18 protein-coding genes are annotated in these 18835 nt (G+C 68.2%); 13 read left to right on the forward strand and 5 right to left on the reverse strand.

Going from position 1 to position 18835, the window contains the following annotated elements:
• Window positions 1-176 precede the first annotated feature (176 nt).
• Window positions 177-1475: a rhomboid family intramembrane serine protease gene (locus tag ACLV7J_RS06520; protein ID WP_411868296.1), complete on the forward strand. Its 1299-nt coding sequence runs from the start codon at window positions 177-179 to the stop codon at window positions 1473-1475.
• On the opposite strand, the gene ACLV7J_RS06525 is transcribed toward ACLV7J_RS06520, so the two are convergent.
• Complete coding sequence (locus ACLV7J_RS06525; RefSeq protein WP_411868297.1) at window positions 1436-3853, reverse strand: transglycosylase domain-containing protein; 2418 nt, start codon at window positions 3851-3853, stop codon at window positions 1436-1438. The genes ACLV7J_RS06520 and ACLV7J_RS06525 overlap by 40 nt on opposite strands.
• Before the next feature lie 44 nt (window positions 3854-3897).
• On the opposite strand from ACLV7J_RS06525, the gene ACLV7J_RS06530 reads away from it, so the two are divergent.
• The 7 genes from ACLV7J_RS06530 (at window position 3898) to ACLV7J_RS06560 (ending at window position 10548) form a co-directional block, all read left to right on the forward strand.
• The gene (locus ACLV7J_RS06530; RefSeq protein WP_411868298.1) at window positions 3898-4173 is read left to right on the forward strand and encodes a hypothetical protein; all 276 of its coding nucleotides are present in this window, start codon (window positions 3898-3900) and stop codon (window positions 4171-4173) included.
• Window positions 4170-4934 carry an FHA domain-containing protein gene (locus tag ACLV7J_RS06535; protein ID WP_411868299.1) on the forward strand — a complete coding sequence of 255 codons (765 nt, stop codon included), beginning with the start codon at window positions 4170-4172 and terminating at the stop codon, window positions 4932-4934. The genes ACLV7J_RS06530 and ACLV7J_RS06535 overlap by 4 nt, the downstream gene beginning before the upstream one ends.
• 37 nt (window positions 4935-4971) lie before the next feature.
• Window positions 4972-6294 carry a protein kinase domain-containing protein gene (locus ACLV7J_RS06540; RefSeq protein WP_411868300.1) on the forward strand — a complete coding sequence of 441 codons (1323 nt, stop codon included), beginning with the start codon at window positions 4972-4974 and terminating at the stop codon, window positions 6292-6294.
• Window positions 6294-7028: a vWA domain-containing protein gene (locus ACLV7J_RS06545; RefSeq protein WP_411868301.1), complete on the forward strand. Its 735-nt coding sequence runs from the start codon at window positions 6294-6296 to the stop codon at window positions 7026-7028. Before ACLV7J_RS06540 ends, ACLV7J_RS06545 begins: the two co-directional genes overlap by 1 nt.
• A 5-nt stretch (window positions 7029-7033) precedes the next feature.
• Window positions 7034-8542: a protein phosphatase 2C domain-containing protein gene (locus tag ACLV7J_RS06550; RefSeq protein ID WP_411868393.1), complete on the forward strand. Its 1509-nt coding sequence runs from the start codon at window positions 7034-7036 to the stop codon at window positions 8540-8542.
• A 157-nt stretch (window positions 8543-8699) separates the two neighbouring features.
• Window positions 8700-9548: a hypothetical protein gene (locus tag ACLV7J_RS06555; protein ID WP_411868302.1), complete on the forward strand. Its 849-nt coding sequence runs from the start codon at window positions 8700-8702 to the stop codon at window positions 9546-9548.
• Between the two features lie 40 nt (window positions 9549-9588).
• Window positions 9589-10548, forward strand: a complete 960-nt coding sequence (locus ACLV7J_RS06560; RefSeq protein WP_411868303.1) for a hypothetical protein — start codon at window positions 9589-9591, stop codon at window positions 10546-10548.
• Here the strand turns inward: ACLV7J_RS06560 and ACLV7J_RS06565 are convergent, their stop codons facing one another.
• Window positions 10549-11733 carry an N-acetylmuramoyl-L-alanine amidase gene (locus tag ACLV7J_RS06565; protein ID WP_411868304.1) on the reverse strand — a complete coding sequence of 395 codons (1185 nt, stop codon included), beginning with the start codon at window positions 11731-11733 and terminating at the stop codon, window positions 10549-10551.
• 162 nt (window positions 11734-11895) lie between these two features.
• Between ACLV7J_RS06565 and ACLV7J_RS06570 the strand changes: the two genes are divergently transcribed.
• From ACLV7J_RS06570 to ACLV7J_RS06585, 4 genes are all read left to right on the forward strand, one after another.
• A complete protein-coding gene (locus tag ACLV7J_RS06570; RefSeq protein ID WP_411868305.1) occupies window positions 11896-12915 on the forward strand; it encodes a hypothetical protein in 1020 nt (339 codons plus the stop codon).
• A gap of 131 nt (window positions 12916-13046) precedes the next feature.
• Complete coding sequence (locus ACLV7J_RS06575) at window positions 13047-13367, forward strand: hypothetical protein (RefSeq protein WP_411868306.1); 321 nt, start codon at window positions 13047-13049, stop codon at window positions 13365-13367.
• Window positions 13368-13475: 108 nt separating this feature from the next.
• Window positions 13476-14075 carry a hypothetical protein gene (locus ACLV7J_RS06580; protein WP_411868307.1) on the forward strand — a complete coding sequence of 200 codons (600 nt, stop codon included), beginning with the start codon at window positions 13476-13478 and terminating at the stop codon, window positions 14073-14075.
• Window positions 14072-15118, forward strand: a complete 1047-nt coding sequence (locus ACLV7J_RS06585) for a hypothetical protein (protein ID WP_411868308.1) — start codon at window positions 14072-14074, stop codon at window positions 15116-15118. The genes ACLV7J_RS06580 and ACLV7J_RS06585 overlap by 4 nt, the downstream gene beginning before the upstream one ends.
• A gap of 108 nt (window positions 15119-15226) precedes the next feature.
• Here the strand turns inward: ACLV7J_RS06585 and ACLV7J_RS06590 are convergent, their stop codons facing one another.
• Window positions 15227-15712, reverse strand: coding sequence for a 30S ribosomal protein PSRP-3 (locus ACLV7J_RS06590; RefSeq protein WP_411868309.1), 486 nt, complete (start codon window positions 15710-15712; stop codon window positions 15227-15229).
• Window positions 15713-15827: 115 nt separating this feature from the next.
• Here ACLV7J_RS06590 and ACLV7J_RS06595 point away from each other — a divergent pair, with 115 nt between their 5' ends.
• Window positions 15828-16610, forward strand: coding sequence for a TIGR01548 family HAD-type hydrolase (locus ACLV7J_RS06595; protein ID WP_411868394.1), 783 nt, complete (start codon window positions 15828-15830; stop codon window positions 16608-16610).
• A 42-nt stretch (window positions 16611-16652) separates the two neighbouring features.
• Here ACLV7J_RS06595 and ACLV7J_RS06600 read toward each other — a convergent pair whose 3' ends face one another.
• Together ACLV7J_RS06600 and ACLV7J_RS06605 are read right to left on the reverse strand one after the other, a co-directional pair.
• The gene (locus ACLV7J_RS06600) at window positions 16653-17351 is read right to left on the reverse strand and encodes a Mo-dependent nitrogenase C-terminal domain-containing protein (protein ID WP_411868310.1); all 699 of its coding nucleotides are present in this window, start codon (window positions 17349-17351) and stop codon (window positions 16653-16655) included.
• Between the two features lie 88 nt (window positions 17352-17439).
• Entirely contained in the window at window positions 17440-18759 is a 1320-nt protein-coding gene (locus ACLV7J_RS06605; RefSeq protein WP_411868311.1) for an aminopeptidase P N-terminal domain-containing protein, read from the reverse strand.
• Between the last annotated feature and the right edge of the window lie 76 nt (window positions 18760-18835).

Genomic DNA, 18835 nt, shown 5'->3' on the forward strand with positions numbered 1-18835 from the left:
CCCGGACTTGCCCTCTGATTCGTCACCGCCCGTTGGGCGGAATACGAATCAGAGGGCAAGTCCGGGGGCTTTTTGATGGGCGCGGGTGGCCAGGTGGGTGGGGGAATGGCGGAGGGGGGGCTTTGGGGTGGTGGGCCTGGGGGGACTCCTAAGCTCGGGCCGCAGGGGCTGGGGTGATGGGGACGGGGCGGGAGCTGGGGCTGCAGGTGAGGGGCTGGCTGGAGGCTGGCGTGCTCGATCTCGACAACCGCACCGCCCTGGCGAACCGGCTGATCGATGGGCTCGGGGCCGAGGTGTGGCTGAGCGGGCCGGTGCGGGATCTGGCGGCCCAGCCGCTGCTGCGCCAGGTGCTGCGGCAGCAGGGCGGGGCCCAGCGCTCGGCCCTGGAGAGCCTGCGGCAGCAGCTGGAGCGCACCTATGCGCCGAGGGTGCTGGCAGAGCTGCTGGAGCTGCTGGAGGCGGCCAGCGGCCTGCCGGTCGGCCTGCCCGCACCCGACGCGCCACCGACGGGTCGCGCCCAGGGAGCCCAGGGCCTGGCGCTTCCTGTCGGTGGCCCGAGCAGCCCGAACGGTCTCCACGGAGCAGCGGCCGAGGCCACAGGTCTGGAGCTGGCGGTGGCGGAGCCACCCCTGGATGGGTCCCTGGCGGTGGCCGGACCGCGCGGGGGCCTGGGGGCACCACGCCCAGCCGCCCTCACGGGGCCTGCAGGCCTCAGCGCCCTCGCCCAGCAGCTGCGGCCGCTGGGGCCGGGCCTGGCCCTGGCCTTCGCCCTGGCCCTGGTGTGGTGGTGGGCGGCACTGGAACTCGACCGGCGCCTGTTCGATGGCTGGGGCTGGAGCGGGGGCGTGGTGCTGGCCGTGCTGCTCGCTCTGCTGCAGGCCCTGGCCCTGGGGCCCCTCAAGACGGCCCGGCGCCAGTGGCCCCTGGAGCAGGCCGATGCCACCAATCCCCACGGGGCCTGGCGCTGGCTCACGGCCCCCTGGATCCACCACGACCAGCGCGAGGCGGCGGTGAATCTGCTGATGCTGCTGGTGCTGCTGGGGCCCTCGCCGCTGCCCCTGGCCGATGTGGTGCTGCGCTACGCCCTCACCAGCCTGGCCACCGTGGCCCTGGCCCTGCTGGTGGCCCAGCGCCGCACCCCCGAGGGGCGCTGGGACGGGGCCTCCGGGGCGATCAGTGCCCTGGTGGGCCTGGGCACGGCCGCCAGCCTGCTGCACTGGCGCGCCCTGGATTTCCCCCTGGGCCGCCTGGGTTTCGGCATTCCGGCCTGGGTGCTGCTGGTGCTCTACGGCGCCCTGCAGCTGGCCTGGGTGCTGCCGCGCCGCAGCGCCCAGGACGACAGCCGGCCGCTTGATCGATTGCTCAGCAGCCAGTGGTGGTGGGGCCTGGTGCTGGGGATCGGCTGGGCCCTGGTGAGCCGAGCCGGCGAGCTGCTTCAGGCGGCGGCGCGGGCCCGGGCCACGGCCGCCATGTAGCGGCCCCAGAGCTCAGCCACCAACGCCCCGCTGGCAGCCTCGGCCGGGCGGTTGTCGTCGTTGCCCATCCAGATCGCCGAAAGCAGATCCAGCGAGGGGGAGTAACCAATGAACAGCACATCGACACCGTTGTTGGTGGTTCCGGTCTTGCCGCGGCCATCAGCGACCACAGCGGCAGCGCGCCCGGTACCGCGTTGCACCACGGCAGCCAGCAACCGATCCATATCGGCGGCGATCTCGGGCTTGATCAACTGGCGCGCCTGCTCACCGATCGGCACCGTGACGCTGCCGGATGGGCAATCGCTGAGGCGACGGATCGAGGAGCACATGCCCAGATCCACGATTCGCTTCACGCCATGCAGCGGCACGGATCGTCCGCCGTTGGCAACCACGGCATAGGCACGGGCCATCTCATACAGCAGCGTTTCACGACCACCGAGCATCGTGTTGTAATCAGCATCCAGAGGATTGCTGATACCAAGGTCCCGTGCCCGTTTGACAACCTGAGCAAGGCCAGCCCGCTCCCCGAGCCGCAAGGCCACAACGTTTTCCGACAAGGCAAAGCCGTCAATTACCGTAGCCAAACCACCCGAAGAACCAGCTCCATGACTGCAACCAGCCACATAACTCAGCGGCGCACAGGAGATTGAATCTCCCACCTTCACGCCAGCCTCAAGGGCGGCGATGAAGGGAAACAATTTAAAGGTAGAACCAGGCTGACGCAAAGCCTGGACCCGGTCAAAACTTGATCGACCGTAATCCCCCCCACCCACATAAGCGAGGATTTCTCCGGTACTGGGTCTGACACTGATCAGAGCCCCCTGCGCAAGACCGACACCTGCAGCCTGGCCATCCAGAAACCTACGCAGCTGCTGCTGAGCAAGAGCTTGCAAAGCGGGGTCAATAGTACTCTCAACGTAGTAGTTCCCACCCGAATCTTCATTCAAATTCAGGCCAAACCTTACACCCTCCAATTCGCTGATCACATAATCACTGAAATAGGGATAAGCCTTGGTTGCGCTTTCCCGACAAGAGGAGGAATCGATGTTCAAAGGCTTGCGCTTGGCATCCGCCAGCACTTGGTCGGCCTGGGGGCCGTAGCCCAGAAAACCCTGTTCATGCATCAACTGCAGGACCAGGTTGCGACGGTGCACCGGCAACCATTCACCGTCCCGCAGAGCTTTCACCCTCTGCCGATCGCCCTCACTCAGATTTCCCTTGCCCTGTTGACGCAGGCGCTCCTCCAACGCAGCGGCTTCTTGCCATGGTTGCGGCGCATAACAAGGGCTATAGCCATTGGGACTCGGCAGCAACCCCACCAGAAATGCCGACTGAGCCAGATCCAGCTGACTGGCCGAACGCCGGAAGTAGATCTGAGCGGCCTGCTCAAAACCATCAGTACCGAGACCGAGATGAGCCCGGTCCAGATACATCTTCAGGATCTGATTCTTGCTATATCCAACCTCAAGCTGCAACGCCACCCACAGCTCCCGCAGTTTGCGGGTGAGGCTGTAGTCCCGACCAACATCGGCATAGTAGAGACGCGCCACCTGCTGGGTGAGACCACTACCGCCGCCGCTGCCCAGCAATGCCGATCGGAACGTGCCGAACAGGTCAAGGCCACTGTTCCAACCGAAGCGTGCCTCCTCCGAGGCAATCAACGCCTGACGAAGATGCAGCGGATAGCTGGCCAGGGATGGCAGGGCCGTTGCCGAACCCTGCTTGGCATCCACCTGACTGCCATCGCTGGCAAAGATCTTCACCGGCCCGGCGATGGAGCGGATCTTCGAGCCGCCTGCCACCGTGGCCGCCGCCAGCATGCCGCTCACCAGGAGTGCCGAGCTCACCAGGCTGCCGATCCCAAGCCAGTGAATCGCCTGCTCAAGCGCACTGCGGGGATGGTGGTAGCGCAGGACGGGTGCATCACCCTTCAGCGGAGAGCCCAGCCAAACCGCATCGCCATCTCGCAGGCTGATCGCCTTGATGCGCCGGTCGCGGTGGAACAGACCGTTGGCGGAGTTGAAATCCTCCAGGGTGAAGTCGCGGTCACTCGCGCGGGCACGCTCGAGGATCGCGTGCACGCGACTCACGCCCGCCACATCCACCGGAAGCTCCGTGCCTGGATCGCGGCCGATGCGCACGCGCCCCGCACCCAGCACCAGGCGGCTGATCCGCTGCTGCCCCTGCCAGAGCTCAGCAACAGCCTGACGCTGGCGGAGATCATGCCAGGCCTGGAAGAGCGCACCACGCCTGCCAGCGCCGGCCAGGCTGCCGCGGCCACGCACAGCCGCAAGCAACTGGCGCCAGGCTTGGCGGCGACCCATGGGGGGGGCGGAAGTCTCCTGCTCCACCGTGGTCTGCTCCATCACCACCACCACCGATCTGCAGAGTCATAGGGTAGGCAAAGCACCCCTCTGCGCCGTTGCCGCGTCACCATGACCCCTGGGAGTCGTTTCGCCTCTGGCTGGCTTTAACGCTTGCCCTGTACGCCATCAGGGCGATCTTCGCAGCCCGGTTGCCCGGAGCCATTCCCGGCTGGATTCTGCTGCTGATGGTTCTGGTGAGTGTTGTGATGGCGGCGAAGGCCCTGCTGTTCCCCGGCAGGGTCATCCCCTACCGAGAGGGCGACGGCGGCTGGTGGACCGACGTGAGCGACGACTGGCGCCTGTGGTGGCAACGCCGGCGGCAGGGGCGATGAGCACCACGGCCCAACTGCACCTGCGCGACACCCCCAGCAAGCGGCTGGCGCTGCAGAGCGGCCAACCGCTGACCATCGGCAGCGCCAGCAACAACCGCCTGGCCCTGGTGAGCCAGCCGGGTGTATCCCCTCACCATGCGGTGGTGCGTTACACCGCCAGCAACGGCTGGGTGGTGTGCGACTGGCAGAGCAGCGATGGCACCTATCTGGAGGGGGAGCGAATCCGACGCTGCCGCCCCCTGAGCGATGGGGATGAGATCCGTCTGGGGCGGGATGGACCGGTGCTGGTGTTCAACCTGGAGACGCCCGCTCCGACGGAGGCCCCAGCGTCCAAGGCCCCCGCCCATGCGGCATCGGCGCAAGCCGCACCGAGCCCTGGCACGCGAACACCACAGGGGACCAGTGCTGCGCCACGAACGCCGCCGCCTCGCACGATCGACATCGACGGCACCACCGTGCCCGTGAACCAGATCCGATCGGCGGTGGTGCTCAGCGAACCCCTCTACCCGAAGATCTTCAGCTGGTGGGTGCTCGCCTGCCTGGGTGGCCTGCTGCTGCTGCCCTTCCCGCTGCTGTTCTGGCCATTGGAGCTGGCGGCTCTGTGCGGCTGGATTGTGCTGGGCTCCCGCAAGAGCCACACCCTGTTGATCGTCCAGCACGACGGCCAGGCGCAGCGACGTGCCTTTGCCAACCGGGTGACCGCTCTCTCACACCGGAACGGCATCCGCAAGGCCATCGGTCAGAGTCTCGAGAACCCCTGAGGACCCCGTGACCTGGATACTGCCGGAAGGCGCCTGGATGCAATTCGAAGGCCTGAGCAGCCCCGTCCAGGTGTTGCGAGGCCTGGGCGGGGGCACCCAGGGGCAGGTGTTTGAGGTGGCGGTGGGCGGCGAGCGTCTGGCGCTCAAGTGGTATCTGCCCAGCTGCCTGGAGAGAGATCCGCACCTGGAACGGAGGCTGCTGGAGAGCATCCGCGCCACCGCACCCAGTCGTGCCTTCCTCTGGCCGATCACGCTGCTGCGCCCCTCCGCCTCCAGCCTGCCGTTGATCCGTAGCAAGAATCCCGGCTTCGGCTATCTGATGGAGCTGCGGCCGCCTCAGTTCGTCGGCGCGGTGGAGCACTACGGCGGTCGGCTCGAGATCAGTCTGCGCCAGGCCCTCAGGGCCAGCTTTTTCCTGGCCGAGGCCTTTCACGCGCTGCACAGCAAAGGCCTTTGTTACAAGGACATCTCTCTTGGCAATCTGTTCCTGGAGGCGGCAACGGGTCGCATCCTGATCTGCGATAACGACAACGTGGATGTGGATGGCCGCGACCTCGGCAGCGTGCTCGGCACCCCGGGATTCATGGCTCCCGAAATCCTGATGAGACGGGGCAGACCCGGTGCCAACAGCGATCTCTTCTCGATCGCCGTACTGCTGTTCATGCTGCTGACCCGACACCATCCACTCCGCGGACAGATGGAGCTGGCCATTCGCTGCCTGGATGAACCGGCGCGCCGCAAGCTCTACGGGGAGGATCCGGTGTTCATCTTCGACCCACAGGACTGCCGAAACCGGCCCGATCCAACGGAGCACGCTGCCGCTCTGCTGCTCTGGCCGATCTATCCGATACCCCTTCAGGAGCTGTTCATTCAATCCTTCTGCACAGGCATGCATGCCCCCAGCCAACGGGCCCTCACCGGGCAGTGGATGGAGAAGCTGGCCGCCGTGCTCGACCAGCGCCAGACCTGTCCCGCCTGCGGCTCGGAGCACTTCAGTTCCCAGACCACCTGTTGGTATTGCGCCGAGCCCCTGGGCATCGCTGCGGCGTTGCGCATGGCCAACGGTCGGGTGATGGCCTGCACCGATAACGAGCTACATGCCCACCACTTCAACAGCCTGGAGGCACCGCGCCTCGATGAGCCGATCGCGCGCGTGGTGGCCCACCCCAGCGACCCCAGGCTGCTTGGACTGCGAAACCTGAGCGATCAGCCCTGGCGGGCCACGGCTGCGGGGGGCCAGCAGCATGCCGTTGCCCCAGGCAAAACATGTAATCTCGCAGCGCTTCTCCAGCTCGACACACCCTGGGGTGCGGTGCGCCTGGAGCCCGCCAGAAGCGAGCACCTCAGCACGCGATCCTGATGCCCGGCTTTCCAAACGTTCGTCTGGCCAACCGGCCGCTGCATTTCTTCTATCTGTGCGATTGCTCCGGCTCGATGGCCGCCCAGGGCAAGATGCAGTCGCTCAACCAGGCGATTCGGCAGTCGCTGCCGGGCATGGCCAACGTTGCCCGCGACAACCCGGAGGCCCGGGTGCTGGTAAGGGCTGTGGCCTTCTCCGATCAGGCCAGCTGGCATATCGCTGAGCCCACCTCGGTGGAGACACTGCAGTGGCGTGACCTTGAGGCCGGAGGGGTGACCGCCATGGGCGACGCCCTGAGGCTGGTGGCCGAGCAGCTGCACACCCCACCGATGGAGGAGCGAGCGCTTCCCCCCGTGCTGGTGCTGATCTCCGATGGCCAGCCCACCGACGATTTTGAAGCCGGCCTCGAACGGCTGATGCGCGAACCCTGGGCTCAGAAGGCCGTGCGCCTGGCAATCGCCCTCGGCCACGATGCCGATCTGGAGGTGCTGCAGCAGTTCATCGGGCCCGCACCCGCCAACCAGCGCGAGCGTTCCCCGCGCAGGCCGCTGCAGGCCAGCAACGCAACCTCCCTGGCCCAGTACATCCAATGGGCCTCGACGGCGGTGGTCGGAGCGGCCTCGATGCCCGTGAGCCGGATGGCTGACTCCCAGGACACCGGCAGTACCCCTCTGCCGGATCTGCCTCCCACCGAAATGGATCCGATCGGCGACGTTGGCCCCATGGTCTGGTGACTGAGGTGTCTGGGTCCTGGAGCTGGTCCGCACCGCTGCATCGCAGCCGCTGCGGCGCCTCCCATCAACGCCGTGGGGTGCCCTGCCAGGACGCCTCCTCGTGCGCCAGTCTGCGCAGTGCCGATGGACTGCCGGTGGGCCTGATGGCCGTGGCCGACGGCCACGGCGGCAGCCGCTACTGGCTCAGTGATGTGGGAAGCCGGCTGGCTTGCGACCTGGCCCTGCAGCTGGCCGCCAAGGATCTGGCCAGGCGTCCTCTGAGCACCCCTGGAGCGGATGCGCTCGGGGCTGTTCGGCAGTGGCTGGCAGATGAGCTGCCCTCTCAGCTGGTAGCGGCCTGGCAAGAAGCCATCCAGGCCGACTGGCAACAACGGGACCTGCCGCCGGAGCATCAGGGCGAGTCGTTCTCCGCCCAGACCTACGGCAGCACCCTGGCCCTGGTGGTGCTGACTCCCCACTGGTGGGCCCACACCGGGCTGGGCGACTGGGATCTGGTGCTGCTGAGCGACCATCAGCCCGATCAGCTCATCAGCCAGGAGGCCGACAAAGGCCACCAGGGTGAGGCCACGGAGAGCCTCTGCCTGCCGAGCGCCAGCCGCTGCTTTGCCTCCCGCACCGCCGTGTACCCCCTCAGCGGCGACCAGCGCCAGGCCTGCGGGCTGGTGCTCAGCACCGATGGCATCCGCAAATCCTGCGCCACCGACGCCGACCACCTGGCTCTGAGCCGCTACCTGCTGGAGGAAGCCCAGACGCACAAGGCCATCGCTGCGGGCAGCTCGGAGCGGCTGGACACCAGCCTTGATCGCATCAGCCGCGAGGGCAGTGGCGACGACGTCAGCGTGGCCCTGGCCTGCTTCGGGAGCCTGCAGCCCGGGGCGGTGCCATCGCAACCGGTGCCAATGGCGGCTTTGCCCGATCTGACGCCGCTACCACGGCTGCCGGAACATCCCAGACTTGCGGCGGAGCAGCCGAGTCCCCAATCCAGACGGGGGCGACGGCAAGCCAGACCAACAGCAGGCCCAGCTCTCCTGCGAATTGGCGTGGGACTCGCGACGGGCAGCGCCCTGCTTGTAGCTGCCTGGGTTTGGTTGAGACCGGCACTCTTGCGGCCCTTCTCCACGCCAACCACGTTCGCCGAGCCCAGCCAGGACATCCCGGCGCGACTGACGGCCACTCAGCAAAACAGCATTCAGCTGGAAATCAAAAGGCTCTGCAGGATGGAGCAGGCCCTGATCGAATCCACACTGAACCAACGCAAGGAAATTCCCAAGCACAGCCGTGAGCAACCCAGACACATCGAACGACTCCTGGCCGACAACGATTGGCAGGGCAGCTTGATTGCCCTCAACCGCCCAGGCAGCACACAGCAAACGCAACTTGCAGCCTTGTGCCCTGCTCTCAACAAAGCATTGAAAGCCTACTGGGCAAAACACATTCAGCCTCAGCAGGGCAGAGAGTTCAGTAAGCAAGCCGCACCCACAGACGACCAGCCCACCGTCTCAACAGATCCATGAATCCAACCTGCTCCGCCTCCATTCAGCCTCCTCAATCCCCACGCGAGCACGGCGGCCAGTTATGACGGACTACGCACTGGGCAGCGCGATCCGAGCAGCCCTGGATCAACCCGGATCATCAGGCTCCCGAAGCGTTGAGTCTCGCCTGCCGCAGCTGGTGGCTGCCGATCAGCAGGATCTGCTGCCGGCCCTCAGCTTCCTGCTGCGCTCGCGCGCCATGGCCAGCGCCCTGGCCCAGCCCAGCGGCCGTGATGACGGCCGCATCGCCGCCCGACTACTGGCGGAGGTGGAAGCCCAGTACAGCCCGGCCATCTGCCAGAGGCTCCAGGGGGTGATCCAAGGGATGGTCGGGATGCCCGAGCGACAGGCGCCGCACCCCAGCCCCGCCTGGAGCCCGGTGCCACCGGCTCAGGCGGTGGTCAACCAGCCGGCGGTCACCACCCTGGTGACCACGAGCAGCAGCGGCAGCAGCTGGGTGGTGGCTCTGCTCTGCTTCCTGATCGGCATCGTGGGGAGCGGGCTGCTGTTGTTGCTCTGGCAGCAGCAGCAGCAGCAGGGCAAACAAGCCGTCAATGTCAGCGCGACGCCCCCCGCACCGACGAACCCACCGGAGCCGCAGCCGTCCAGCCCAGTGGCACCGGCTAGTGAACCAAGCGCCGCACCGGCCGGCACCGCAGCGATCGATGCCGCCGTGGCCAGCATTCAGGAGCTCTATGCCGCCCTCTCCGCCAAGGATTATGCAAGCGCCTCCAACCACTACGGCGGCCAGGCCGCCGATCAGTTTGATCCCACCTTCTTCAACCAATTCGAACGGGTGACCGTGGCGGATCTCCGCCAGACCAGCAGCGCCGGCTCAACGATGAATTTCGAAGGCGTGGTGACCTTTGTCTATCCGAATGGCGATGTTCAGACCGAATCCCGTAGCTTCACGATGGATACCCGCACCACGCCCGTGCTGATCACCAGCAGCGAATTCGGACGGGTGCTTCAGCCCCGCCGTGGCTAATTAGCCGGCCGGTAGGCTCAACGCACTCACAGCTGCGCCCTTGGCTTCAACCTCTGACCACGCGCTGGGGCAACGACTGGCCCAGCTGATCCAGCAGAGCGGAGACTCAGCCTTTGAAGGCGGTGTGCTCAGCCGCCGGTTGCAGGCTCAGCTCCAGGATCTGCTCGGTGCCGAGACCTCGCTGCTCAACCCGCTCCGGGATCTGCTGCAGCGACCCAGCTTCCGGCAGCTCTTCAGCCTGGGCAGCCAGGGACAGCTCCTCCATGCTCGCGACGCCCTGCTGCGGGATCTGGCTGACGTCTACAGCCCAACAGTGCTGAACAGGCTGGATGCGGTGCTGCAGGGGTGCCTCAACCTGCACGGGGCCGCTGCCGCCACCTGGCCGGCAGCGGCTCCCCCATCCACCGTCAGGAGCGCAGCACCAGCCGGCCCGTCAGCCTCCTGGTCATCAGCACCCAGCAGCCAACCCCCTCCTGTCGCCTCCGCGCCCCCCACGGTGGTGACCATCCCCACCCATGCGCAGGGGCCGACGTCCATCCTGATCGCGCTGCTGGCCCTGATCTGCGGCGCGCTGGTGATGGCCCTGGCGGGGGTGCTGATCGGCAACCGCAGCACCAACGGCACCACCAGCCCACCGGCCGCCACGAAGCCGAGCAGCCCTCCAGCACCGACTGCTCCCCTCATCCAACCGGCACCCGAACCGCCGCGGTCAGAGCCGGAGGCCGCAACGGCCGGCCAGTGGCAGGCTTGCGTGGATTACGGCGGCAACGATGGTCCACCTCCCCAGCCCGGCCAAACATGGTGGCCGGTGGTGGGCCCCGGCGAAGCCCTCGAAGCCTCCCGCCTGCATTGCCGCGGCGACGCCTTCACCAATGCCAACGGCAATGCGCAGGTCGCCAGCTTTCGCGATCGCGATACAGCAGCAGCCTTCGCCCAGCAGCTCACCGAAGACAGCAGTCATCCCTACAGCTTCTGGGTTGGCGACCCCACGCAGCGCTGATCAGGCGCAGCTGCGCCGCACCTGCGTATAGACCTGCTCAAACCGATCCCACCGGAAGCTGCGGGGGTCGTAGCGACTGCGGCTGCGATCCACCGCGGCATGCGTCGTGATCCGCTCCAAGGGGATCCCATAGAGAGCCTGCCAGCGCAAGATCTGTTCAGCCAAGGCTCGGTATTGCGCTTCGGTGTATCCCGAGTGCCCGCCCTGATCGCCACGGCCATCCTCAGGACTCTCCAGGCTGACATGCAAAGCAATGTTGTTGATGGATGGTGGATTGTTTGCCGAAGTCTTGAAGCTGAGATCCCCAAAAGCAGAATCGCCAGCGCCATAGGCACGGGCCTGGTCGGGCACGATGCGCACTCTCTCTCCATCACGCCCGATCAACACGTGATAACTGCCCTGGGCCGAATCATTGGCCTGATCACGCTGGAAGAGCTCAACCGTTGAGGGCAGATCCAGAACCGTTTCATGCAACACGATCAGTGCAGGTTCTGCCGGGATGGCAGCACCGCTGGCGTCCTGCGTCTGCCGTTTGCCAAAGTTGCTGGCCGCCGCCAGCCGCTGGGTCTCCTGCTGGGGTGACCCCAGACGGGCGCAACGGTCCAGGCCATCCACCGCCACGGGCGTGGCTGGCGCGCGCAACGATGAACCTGCGGTGCCCGTGGCCGGAGAACCTGCCGGCGCAAGGGCCGGATCGATCGCTGGGAGGGGTGGTGCCGCCACTCGAAACGCGGTCAGTCCCAGCCAACTGAGGCCCGCGCCGATGGCCACACCCACGCCCAGCCCCAGCAGCCAGCTGCGTAGATCGGGCTCCTGCCGATCTGCGGACAGCCCCGAGGCAGGAGCTGAATCCCCACCCTCCTGCCAGCCCTCCAGCAAGCCATCGAGGAAGGCCTGCTGCGGCGACACGCTGTCGGCCGGAAGGCTCCGACCAGCGCCATCCAGCAGCTCCTTCAGGGCCTGAGCACGGGCGCCATCCTGATCCGAAGCCAGCAGGGTGACGCAGGCCGGGTGGCGCAGCAGGGTGATCAGGCATTCCCGCAGCTGAGGCTGATCAGCCAGCAAGTGCTGCAACGCATGGGCGATGGCAGCCGGTACCTCCTCCGACGCCAGTCCACGCCTGCGCGCCGATAACACCAGGCCTCGAGCCAGGGAGAAGAGATCGGAGGCCTGCTGAGAGCGCATCAGGAGTCAGCCTGGTGAAACGGGAGAGAGGAACCAAGGCGCCGCCCCGGAGCAGCACAGGCCACCCAGGAGCGCGCATAGGGCAGCGCCCAGAAGTACTGCGGAGCTGCTCAGCCCCAGGTTCACGCCGATCCTATACTGATAACAGCGACAAAAAAGTCCTTGACAGGCAGCCCTGACTATCAACTTGGCAAGAGAATTGCACAGTTTCTCAATCAGAATGGCAGCAACAACAATCCCGACAGCCGACTGATCAACAGCCTGCCAGACCTGATGGGGAGTGATCCATCTCTACTCCCACCCTTACGGGACATGATTCTGCGTCCCAGCTTGCGCAGGCTGCTGCACGAGAGCCAACCATCCCTCCTGCGGAGTGGACGCGACAGCCTGATTGCAGATCTGCAATTTACCTACAGCAGCACCATCATCTTTCGACTGCAACGTGTGCTGAGTGGCATCCTCAACCTGCCGGATATCGACGAACCGCGCACTCACGGACAGTGGGTCGATAACCCGCCCCCCCACTCACAGGATTGGCCGCCCTCCAGCCACAGCGTTTCAGCACAACCCACCCCCAGCACCACAGTCACCTACGCCATTCAGACGCCATCCCAGGGCCAAAGCGGGCTGACTGCCGCGATGATCGCCCTGTTGGCCCTCATCTGTGGGGGAGGGCTCGTGGGCTTGATCTGGCTGCTGACCGGCCAATCCCCGCCGACACGCCAGGATTCGCCTTCAACAACCCAGGCTCCGACCACGCCCTCACCAGCTGCCCCCGCACCACGTCAGCTGCAGGAGCCCACCCCTGCCCCCTCCAATCCCTGGGGGCCACCAGAGGAGTACAAATTCGGCCAGGGCCCCAGCCAGACCTATCCAGACACCTGTGCCTTCTCCAAGACGGACGCCCGTGGCGAACGGACGCTGGAGGATAAATCACAACTGGAATTCTGGGCTTGCCGTGATGAAGGCGGCGACACCAATACCGGTTATGCCGTGATCTGGGGTGACGGCAAACGCACGGTCTACCGCTTCATGAACGGCGGGACTGGCGTGGTACAGGGAACCAACGGCCAGGATGTACCGATGTCTTGGCGCAACGACACCCACAACGGCCAGAAGATCATCGCCATCAGCCATCAGGACGGGGCAAACTCCTGGATTCCTGGCCATGTGGACGACTGAACGCGAGCCATGAACGACCATCAGCTTCGCGTCCTGCTGCGAGAGCGGATCATGGCCGACCTGCAGAGCGGCATTCCGTGCGAGGGCCAGCACCTGCAGCTGTTGATGGGCGACCCTGCGGCGAGCTTCAGATGCCCCTGCTGCCAGCCCTGCGCTATCTGGTGAGGAGCCCGGCGTTCAGCAACGCCGTGGAGCAGAGGCCAGCGCTGACCGGGGAAACCCGCCTGCACCTACTGCACGAGGAACTTGAGAAGGCGTTCACCGTTGCGATCTGCCGACGCATGACGGCGGTGCTGCGGGACCTGCTCGGGCTGCCCGCAGGGGAGATCGCAGCGTTGGGCAAGGCCAGCGCACCGCCCACCACCCCTGGGCCACAGCCGATGCCAAGGCCTCCGCAACCGCTGCACCGACCGCTGCGGTCCATCGCCGGGCAGTCAAGCCAGTCGACGTGAGCGATCCCACAGGGGGGTGAACTGCCCGCGGGCTGGCCGATCGAGGAGTTGATCCGGGAGCAGCCCGGCTGCGGGCGCGCCGCCGCAGGCGGCAGGCGATCTGTGGCGGTGGTGCTCAGCTTCATGGCCGAGGTGCTGGTGGTGGGCGTCCTGGGAGCGCTGGGCTGGATGGCACAGATCAGCCGTCAACCACTGCAGCCCCTTCACAGCAGCCAAGGCACCAGCCAGCAGCCGCTGGAAACCGAAGCAGCTCCACTCCAACCACAGGAGCCCGCGGCCAGCCCGCCTTCCCCGGCACCTGATCTGGGCACACAGGAGGCCAACCCTGACCAGGCGATCACCAGGGCTCAAAAGCTCTATGCCGAGCTCTCGAGCGGCAAGATGGATGCCGTGCGCCAACTGTTCAGCCCCGCCAGCCTCAGGCAGCGCCAGAGCCAGATCACCGGGCTGGCCACGGGTCAGCTCCAGGCCCGCCAGCTCCAGCGCAACGCCGCCACCGATCCGCTCGGGGCCCTGCTCGGCACGGCCTTCCTGGCCCGGGAGCCGCAGCAGACGCCCCGGCCGCTCCGCGCCCTGGGGGCCAGCCCGGAGCTGGAGGCGGCCCTGGCCGCGACCTGGCCGGCCGGACCGGCGGACAGGAGGATGGGACCACGGCCCGCCCAGGCCGGCCCCACCGGCTCCAGCCGGCCCACGGCCCCACCGCCATGAACGACTACCAGCTCGGCGCGGCCCTGCGCGCCCAGGTGATCCAGGACCGCCAGCGCGGCCTGCCCGTGGAGGGGCGGCGGCTGCAGGCGCTGGTGGGCGATCTGGGCGGCGCCGAGCAGGCCGGCCTGCTGCCGGCCCTGCGTTACCTGGTGTTCTGCCCCGCCTTCCACAGCGCGGCGAGCCAGGCCGAGCCCCTGGCGGATCCGCGGCTGCTGACGCGGCTGATGCAGGAGCTGCAGGAGGTGTTCACCCCCGCCATCTGCCAGCGGATGCAGCGGGTGGTCGAGGGGCTGCTGGGCCTGCCCGCCACACCGGTCGCGGGTGCAGCCGCGGCTGTCGCCGCCGCACCGGTGCCGGCCCCCGTGCCGGAGCCAGTCGGTCTGGTGGCGATGCCCGTGCCGCTCGACGATCCGCGCCCGCCCACGTCGGAGCAGGCCCTGGCGCTGCTGGCCGCGAACCGCAGCGGCGCCGGCGGCGGCGGCAGCCGCTCCCTGGTGGTGGTGCTCTCCTTCCTCTGTGGCGGCCTGCTGGTGGGGCTGCTGGGCCTGCTGGTGTTCCTGCAGATGGCCGGCCGCCGCCAGCCCCAGCTCGGCACCAGCGAGGCCCGCCCGCCCGTACCTGTGGCCCAGCCGGTGACACCGCCGGCGACCCCGACCCTGCCGGAACCCGAGCCCGGCCCGCCCACCAGCGACGAGGCGGCCAGCAGCGAGGCCGCCAACCTGAATCAGGCCATCTCCCGGGTGCAGGAGCTCTACGGGGCCCTCTCCAGCAAGAACTACGACGCCGCCCGCGGCTTCTTCGCCGGAGCCGCCGCCGACCAGTTCGATCCCACCTTCTTCAACCAGTTCGAGCGGGTGAGCGTCGCCGAGCTGCGGGAGAGCGGCCGCAGCGGCAGCACCCTCACCCTGGAGGGCCAGGTGACCTTCACCTATCCGGATGGCACCAGCCAGCTGGAGAGCCGCAGCTTCACCGTCGACACGGCCACAACCCCGGCGGTGATCACGGACAGTGCCTTCGGCCAGGTGCTCAAGGGGCGCCAGTGAGGACTGGGGCCCTGCGCTGAACCGCGGCCCGTGGAAGCCTGGAGCGGCGCCCATGAAAAAAGCCCCCGGACAGGGGGCTCGGCGTCGCCGTCAGCGGAGTGCCCGGACTCAGGCGGTCCCGCAGAAGGTGACGTCGGGGAACTTGAGCTTGGCCTCGTCGAGGCTCTTGCCCTTGCCCTCCTCCTGCCAGTAGTTGATCACCTCGGTGGCCTTGTTGAGGATCTCAACGCGCTCGTTGTCGGTGATCCAGCTCTTGCCCTCGAGCTCGGTCTTCAGGGTTTCCCAGGCGTCTTCCCGGGGCCAGAAGAAGTAGGCGGTGAGGGGGCTGGGGCCGCCGCCCACGATCTGGTCCACGGCCAGGGCCACGTTGTCGGGCAGCCAGAGGATCTTCAGCAGGAAGCGGCCCTCATCGGCCTTGGGGGTACGGCCGGAGGGAACGCCGTTCTCGTCGATGGTGGCGGTGGCCAGGGCAGCGCTGGCACCACGCAGCACCGGGCGGCCTTCGGTGGTGTCCTCAGCGGCCTGGTTCAGCTCAGGTACCGCCGTGGCCACGGCGCTCTCAGCGCTCTCGGTGCTCATGGTTTCAGCGCTCAAGGCTTAGACACAAACAACTAACCTACCAGCCGCCGTGGCCCCTGCCCTGACGCCCAGCTCACCGGCCAGCCTGCCCGTCGGCCCGTCCAGCGGCGGTGGTCCCGCGGCCGTTCTGCTGTTCGACATCGACGGCGTGATCCGCGATGTGGGCGCCAGCTACCGCCGCGCCATCGTGGAGACCGTGCACCGGTTCAGCGGCCGGCGGCCCGAACCGGCGGCGATCGATGCCCTCAAGGCCGAGGGCCGCTGGAACAACGACTGGGAGGCCTCGCTCGAGCTGCTGCGCCGGGGCGGCCTGGGCCAGCCCGGCCAGAGCCCCCTGCCGGCCTTCGCCGACCTGGTGGCGGTGTTCAACGGCTTCTACTTCGGCGGCGACCCCGACGGGGATCCGTCCGCCTGGCGGGGGTTCATCGGCCAGGAGCCGCTGCTCGTGGAGCGGCCGTTCTTCGAGGTCCTCAGCGCCGCCGGCGTGGCCTGGGGCTTCGTGAGCGGCGCCGAGCCGCCGTCGGCCCGCTTCGTGCTGGAGGCGCGCCTGGGCCTGGCCGATCCGCCCCTGATCGCCATGGGCGACGCCCCCGACAAGCCCGATCCCACCGGCCTGCTACGCCTGGCCCACGTCCTGGCCGGCCCCCTGGGCCCCGAGGCGCCCCCCGTGGCCTACCTGGGCGACACCGTGGCCGACGTGCTCACGGTGCAGCGGGCCCGGGAGCAGCAACCCGGCCAGCGCTTCCTCAGCCTGGCCGTGGCCCCGCCCCACCTGCAGCAGCCGGGCCGGGAAGCCGAGCGCTGCCGCTACGAGGCCCAGCTGCTGGCCGCCGGCGCGGATGCGGTGATCCCCTCCACCGACCGGGTGGCGGAGCACCTGCCGTTGACCCCCAGGGACAGCCAGCCCGGATAAGGGACCGCCCTGCCCTCACCGGGATCGCCACGGCCTGACCGATCAGGCGCCCTCGCGCCCGGGCAGCGCCTCACCCTCCAGAACACAGAGGCACCGGAAGCGCAGGGCCATCAACTGGTCGTAGACGGGGTTGATCTTGCACATCGGCGGGATGTGGGCCAGCTTGCGGCCGAACAGCACCAGATCCCGCTCGAACGGGCACTGGGCGGGGATCAGCCGCACCAGCATCCGCGCCACCGCCGCATCCCGGGGCTCGATCGCCTCCAGCCAGCGCCGCAGCGGATCGAGCAGCCGATGGTTCGGCGCGGGCTCGTCGCCGCAGTCGCTCTCCAGATGGGCCACGAGCTCCTGGCCCACCGCCAGCAGCTGGCTCCAGTGCCGCAGCAGATCCACCTCCAGGGGGCTGAGGTAGCCATCCGCCAGGGCCACCACCACGGCGCTGCGCAGGAACTCCTCGGCGAAGGGGGTGCCGATGCCGAGGCGATGGGCCAGGGCCTCATCGCCGGGCAGCCCCAGGTTCTCCAGGGTCTCGCCGGGCACCTCGCGCTCCAGTTGTGCCTCGAGCTGATGCCGCTCGGCCTCGGCAAGGTGGCCATCCACCAGGGCCAGATGCCGCAGGGCACCGAGCCACACGCGGCGGCGAGCGACGGGACAGTCCGGGGAGCTGTATGGAGCCCGCTCAGGGGCACGGTCCCTGGTGCCGGCCTGGGGGCCGGGGTTCTCAACGCGGGGTGCTGTCATCGCCGGATCCACGCGGGGCGTGGAGCGTCTGGGGCCGAAGGCCTGGGTGGACGCTATGCAGCCCGCGGGGCCGGCGCAATGGGCCGGCTCAGCGCTCCAGCGCCGCCGGCGCCTTGAGGGCCGCCGCCGTGAGGTTCTCGTAGCCCCGCTCCGTCACGGCCACGTCGTCTTCGATGCGGATGCCGATGCCCTTCCAGCGGTCGTCGATCGCCGGCTGGCCCTCGGGCACCGCCAGCCGGTCGCTCACGTAGAGGCCCGGCTCCACGGTGAGCACCATGCCCGGCTCCAGGGCCACGTGGTGCTCGCCCAGGCGATAGGCGCCCACGTCGTGGACATCGAGGCCGAGCCAGTGGCCGGTGCGGTGCATGTAGAGGTGGCGGTAGGCGCCCTGCTCGATGATCCCGTCGGCATCGCCTGCCAGCAGCCCCAGCTCCAGCAGGCCCGTCACCAGCACCCGCACGGCCGTCCCATGCACCCCCTCGGCGGTGGCGCCGGGCTGCACCGCCGCCACCGCCGCCTCCTGGGCCGCCAGCACCAGCTCGTAGAGGGCCCGCTGCTCGCCCGTGAAGCGGCCGTTCACCGGGAAGGTGCGGGTGATGTCGCCGTTGTAGTAGTCGGCCAGGGAGCAGCCGGCGTCGATCAGCAGCAGGTCGCCGTCGCGCAGCACGGCGCTGTTGGCCGTGTAGTGCAGCACGCAGGCGTTGTCGCCGCCGGCGACGATCGAGCCGTAGGCCGGTCCGCGGGCGCCCTGCTCCAGGAAGTGCTGCTCGATCACCGCCTGCACCTGGCGCTCCCCCAGCCCCGGCCGCACCACCTCGCGGGCCAGCTCGTGGGCGGCCGCCGAGATGCGGGCCGCCTCCCGCAGCCGCTCCAGCTCCTCGGGACCCTTGCGCAGCCGCAGCTCGTGCAGCAGCGGGCAGGGGGCCACCAGCCCCAGGGCGGCCGTGCCGCTGCGGGGGGCACGGTCCAGCTGGCTGGCCCAGGCCTGCAGCACCAGCGGCTCCACCGACGGGTGGCGACCCACCCGGAAGGCGATGCCCTCGGCCCCCTTGAGGTAGTCGCCCAGGCGCTGGGCCAGCTCGCTGCGGGGGTGGGCCAAGTCGGCGCCGAAGCGCTCCACGGCGCCCTCGCAGCCCCAGCGGCGGCCGTTCCACACCTCGGCGGTGGGGTCCTTCGGCTCCACGAACAGCACGAAGGGGTTCTCCGGGCAGTGGGGCAGGAACAGCGCCACCGCATCGGGCTCATCGAAGCCGGTGAGATACCAGAAGTCGCTGTTCTGCCGGAACGGGTACTCCACGTCGGCGTGGTGCGTCACCAGCGGGGCCGCCGGAATCACCGCCGCCGCACCCCCCAGCCGCTCCAGGAAACGGGCGCGGCGGGCGGCAAAGGTCTCGGGCCCGATCAGCATGGGCGGCGGCGCAGGGGCTGAGCGCGACGATGGCACAGCCGCTTCAATGCGTGCGGCTTGAATAGCGGGATGAGCC

The organism is Vulcanococcus limneticus LL (assembly GCF_943369875.1).
GTDB lineage: Bacteria > Cyanobacteriota > Cyanobacteriia > PCC-6307 > Cyanobiaceae > Vulcanococcus > Vulcanococcus limneticus_A.

Coding starts and splice junctions, on each gene's coding strand:
- ACLV7J_RS06575 (WP_411868306.1), top strand. CDS start 13,047: ATGCCCCTGCTGCCAGCCCTGCGCTATCTGGTGAGGAGCCCGGCGTTC.
- ACLV7J_RS06605 (WP_411868311.1), bottom strand. CDS start 18,759: ATGCTGATCGGGCCCGAGACCTTTGCCGCCCGCCGCGCCCGTTTCCTG.
- ACLV7J_RS06585 (WP_411868308.1), top strand. CDS start 14,072: ATGAACGACTACCAGCTCGGCGCGGCCCTGCGCGCCCAGGTGATCCAG.
- ACLV7J_RS06520 (WP_411868296.1), top strand. CDS start 177: ATGGGGACGGGGCGGGAGCTGGGGCTGCAGGTGAGGGGCTGGCTGGAG.
- ACLV7J_RS06600 (WP_411868310.1), bottom strand. CDS start 17,351: ATGACAGCACCCCGCGTTGAGAACCCCGGCCCCCAGGCCGGCACCAGG.
- ACLV7J_RS06545 (WP_411868301.1), top strand. CDS start 6,294: ATGCCCGGCTTTCCAAACGTTCGTCTGGCCAACCGGCCGCTGCATTTC.
- ACLV7J_RS06565 (WP_411868304.1), bottom strand. CDS start 11,733: ATGCGCTCTCAGCAGGCCTCCGATCTCTTCTCCCTGGCTCGAGGCCTG.
- ACLV7J_RS06535 (WP_411868299.1), top strand. CDS start 4,170: ATGAGCACCACGGCCCAACTGCACCTGCGCGACACCCCCAGCAAGCGG.
- ACLV7J_RS06540 (WP_411868300.1), top strand. CDS start 4,972: ATGCAATTCGAAGGCCTGAGCAGCCCCGTCCAGGTGTTGCGAGGCCTG.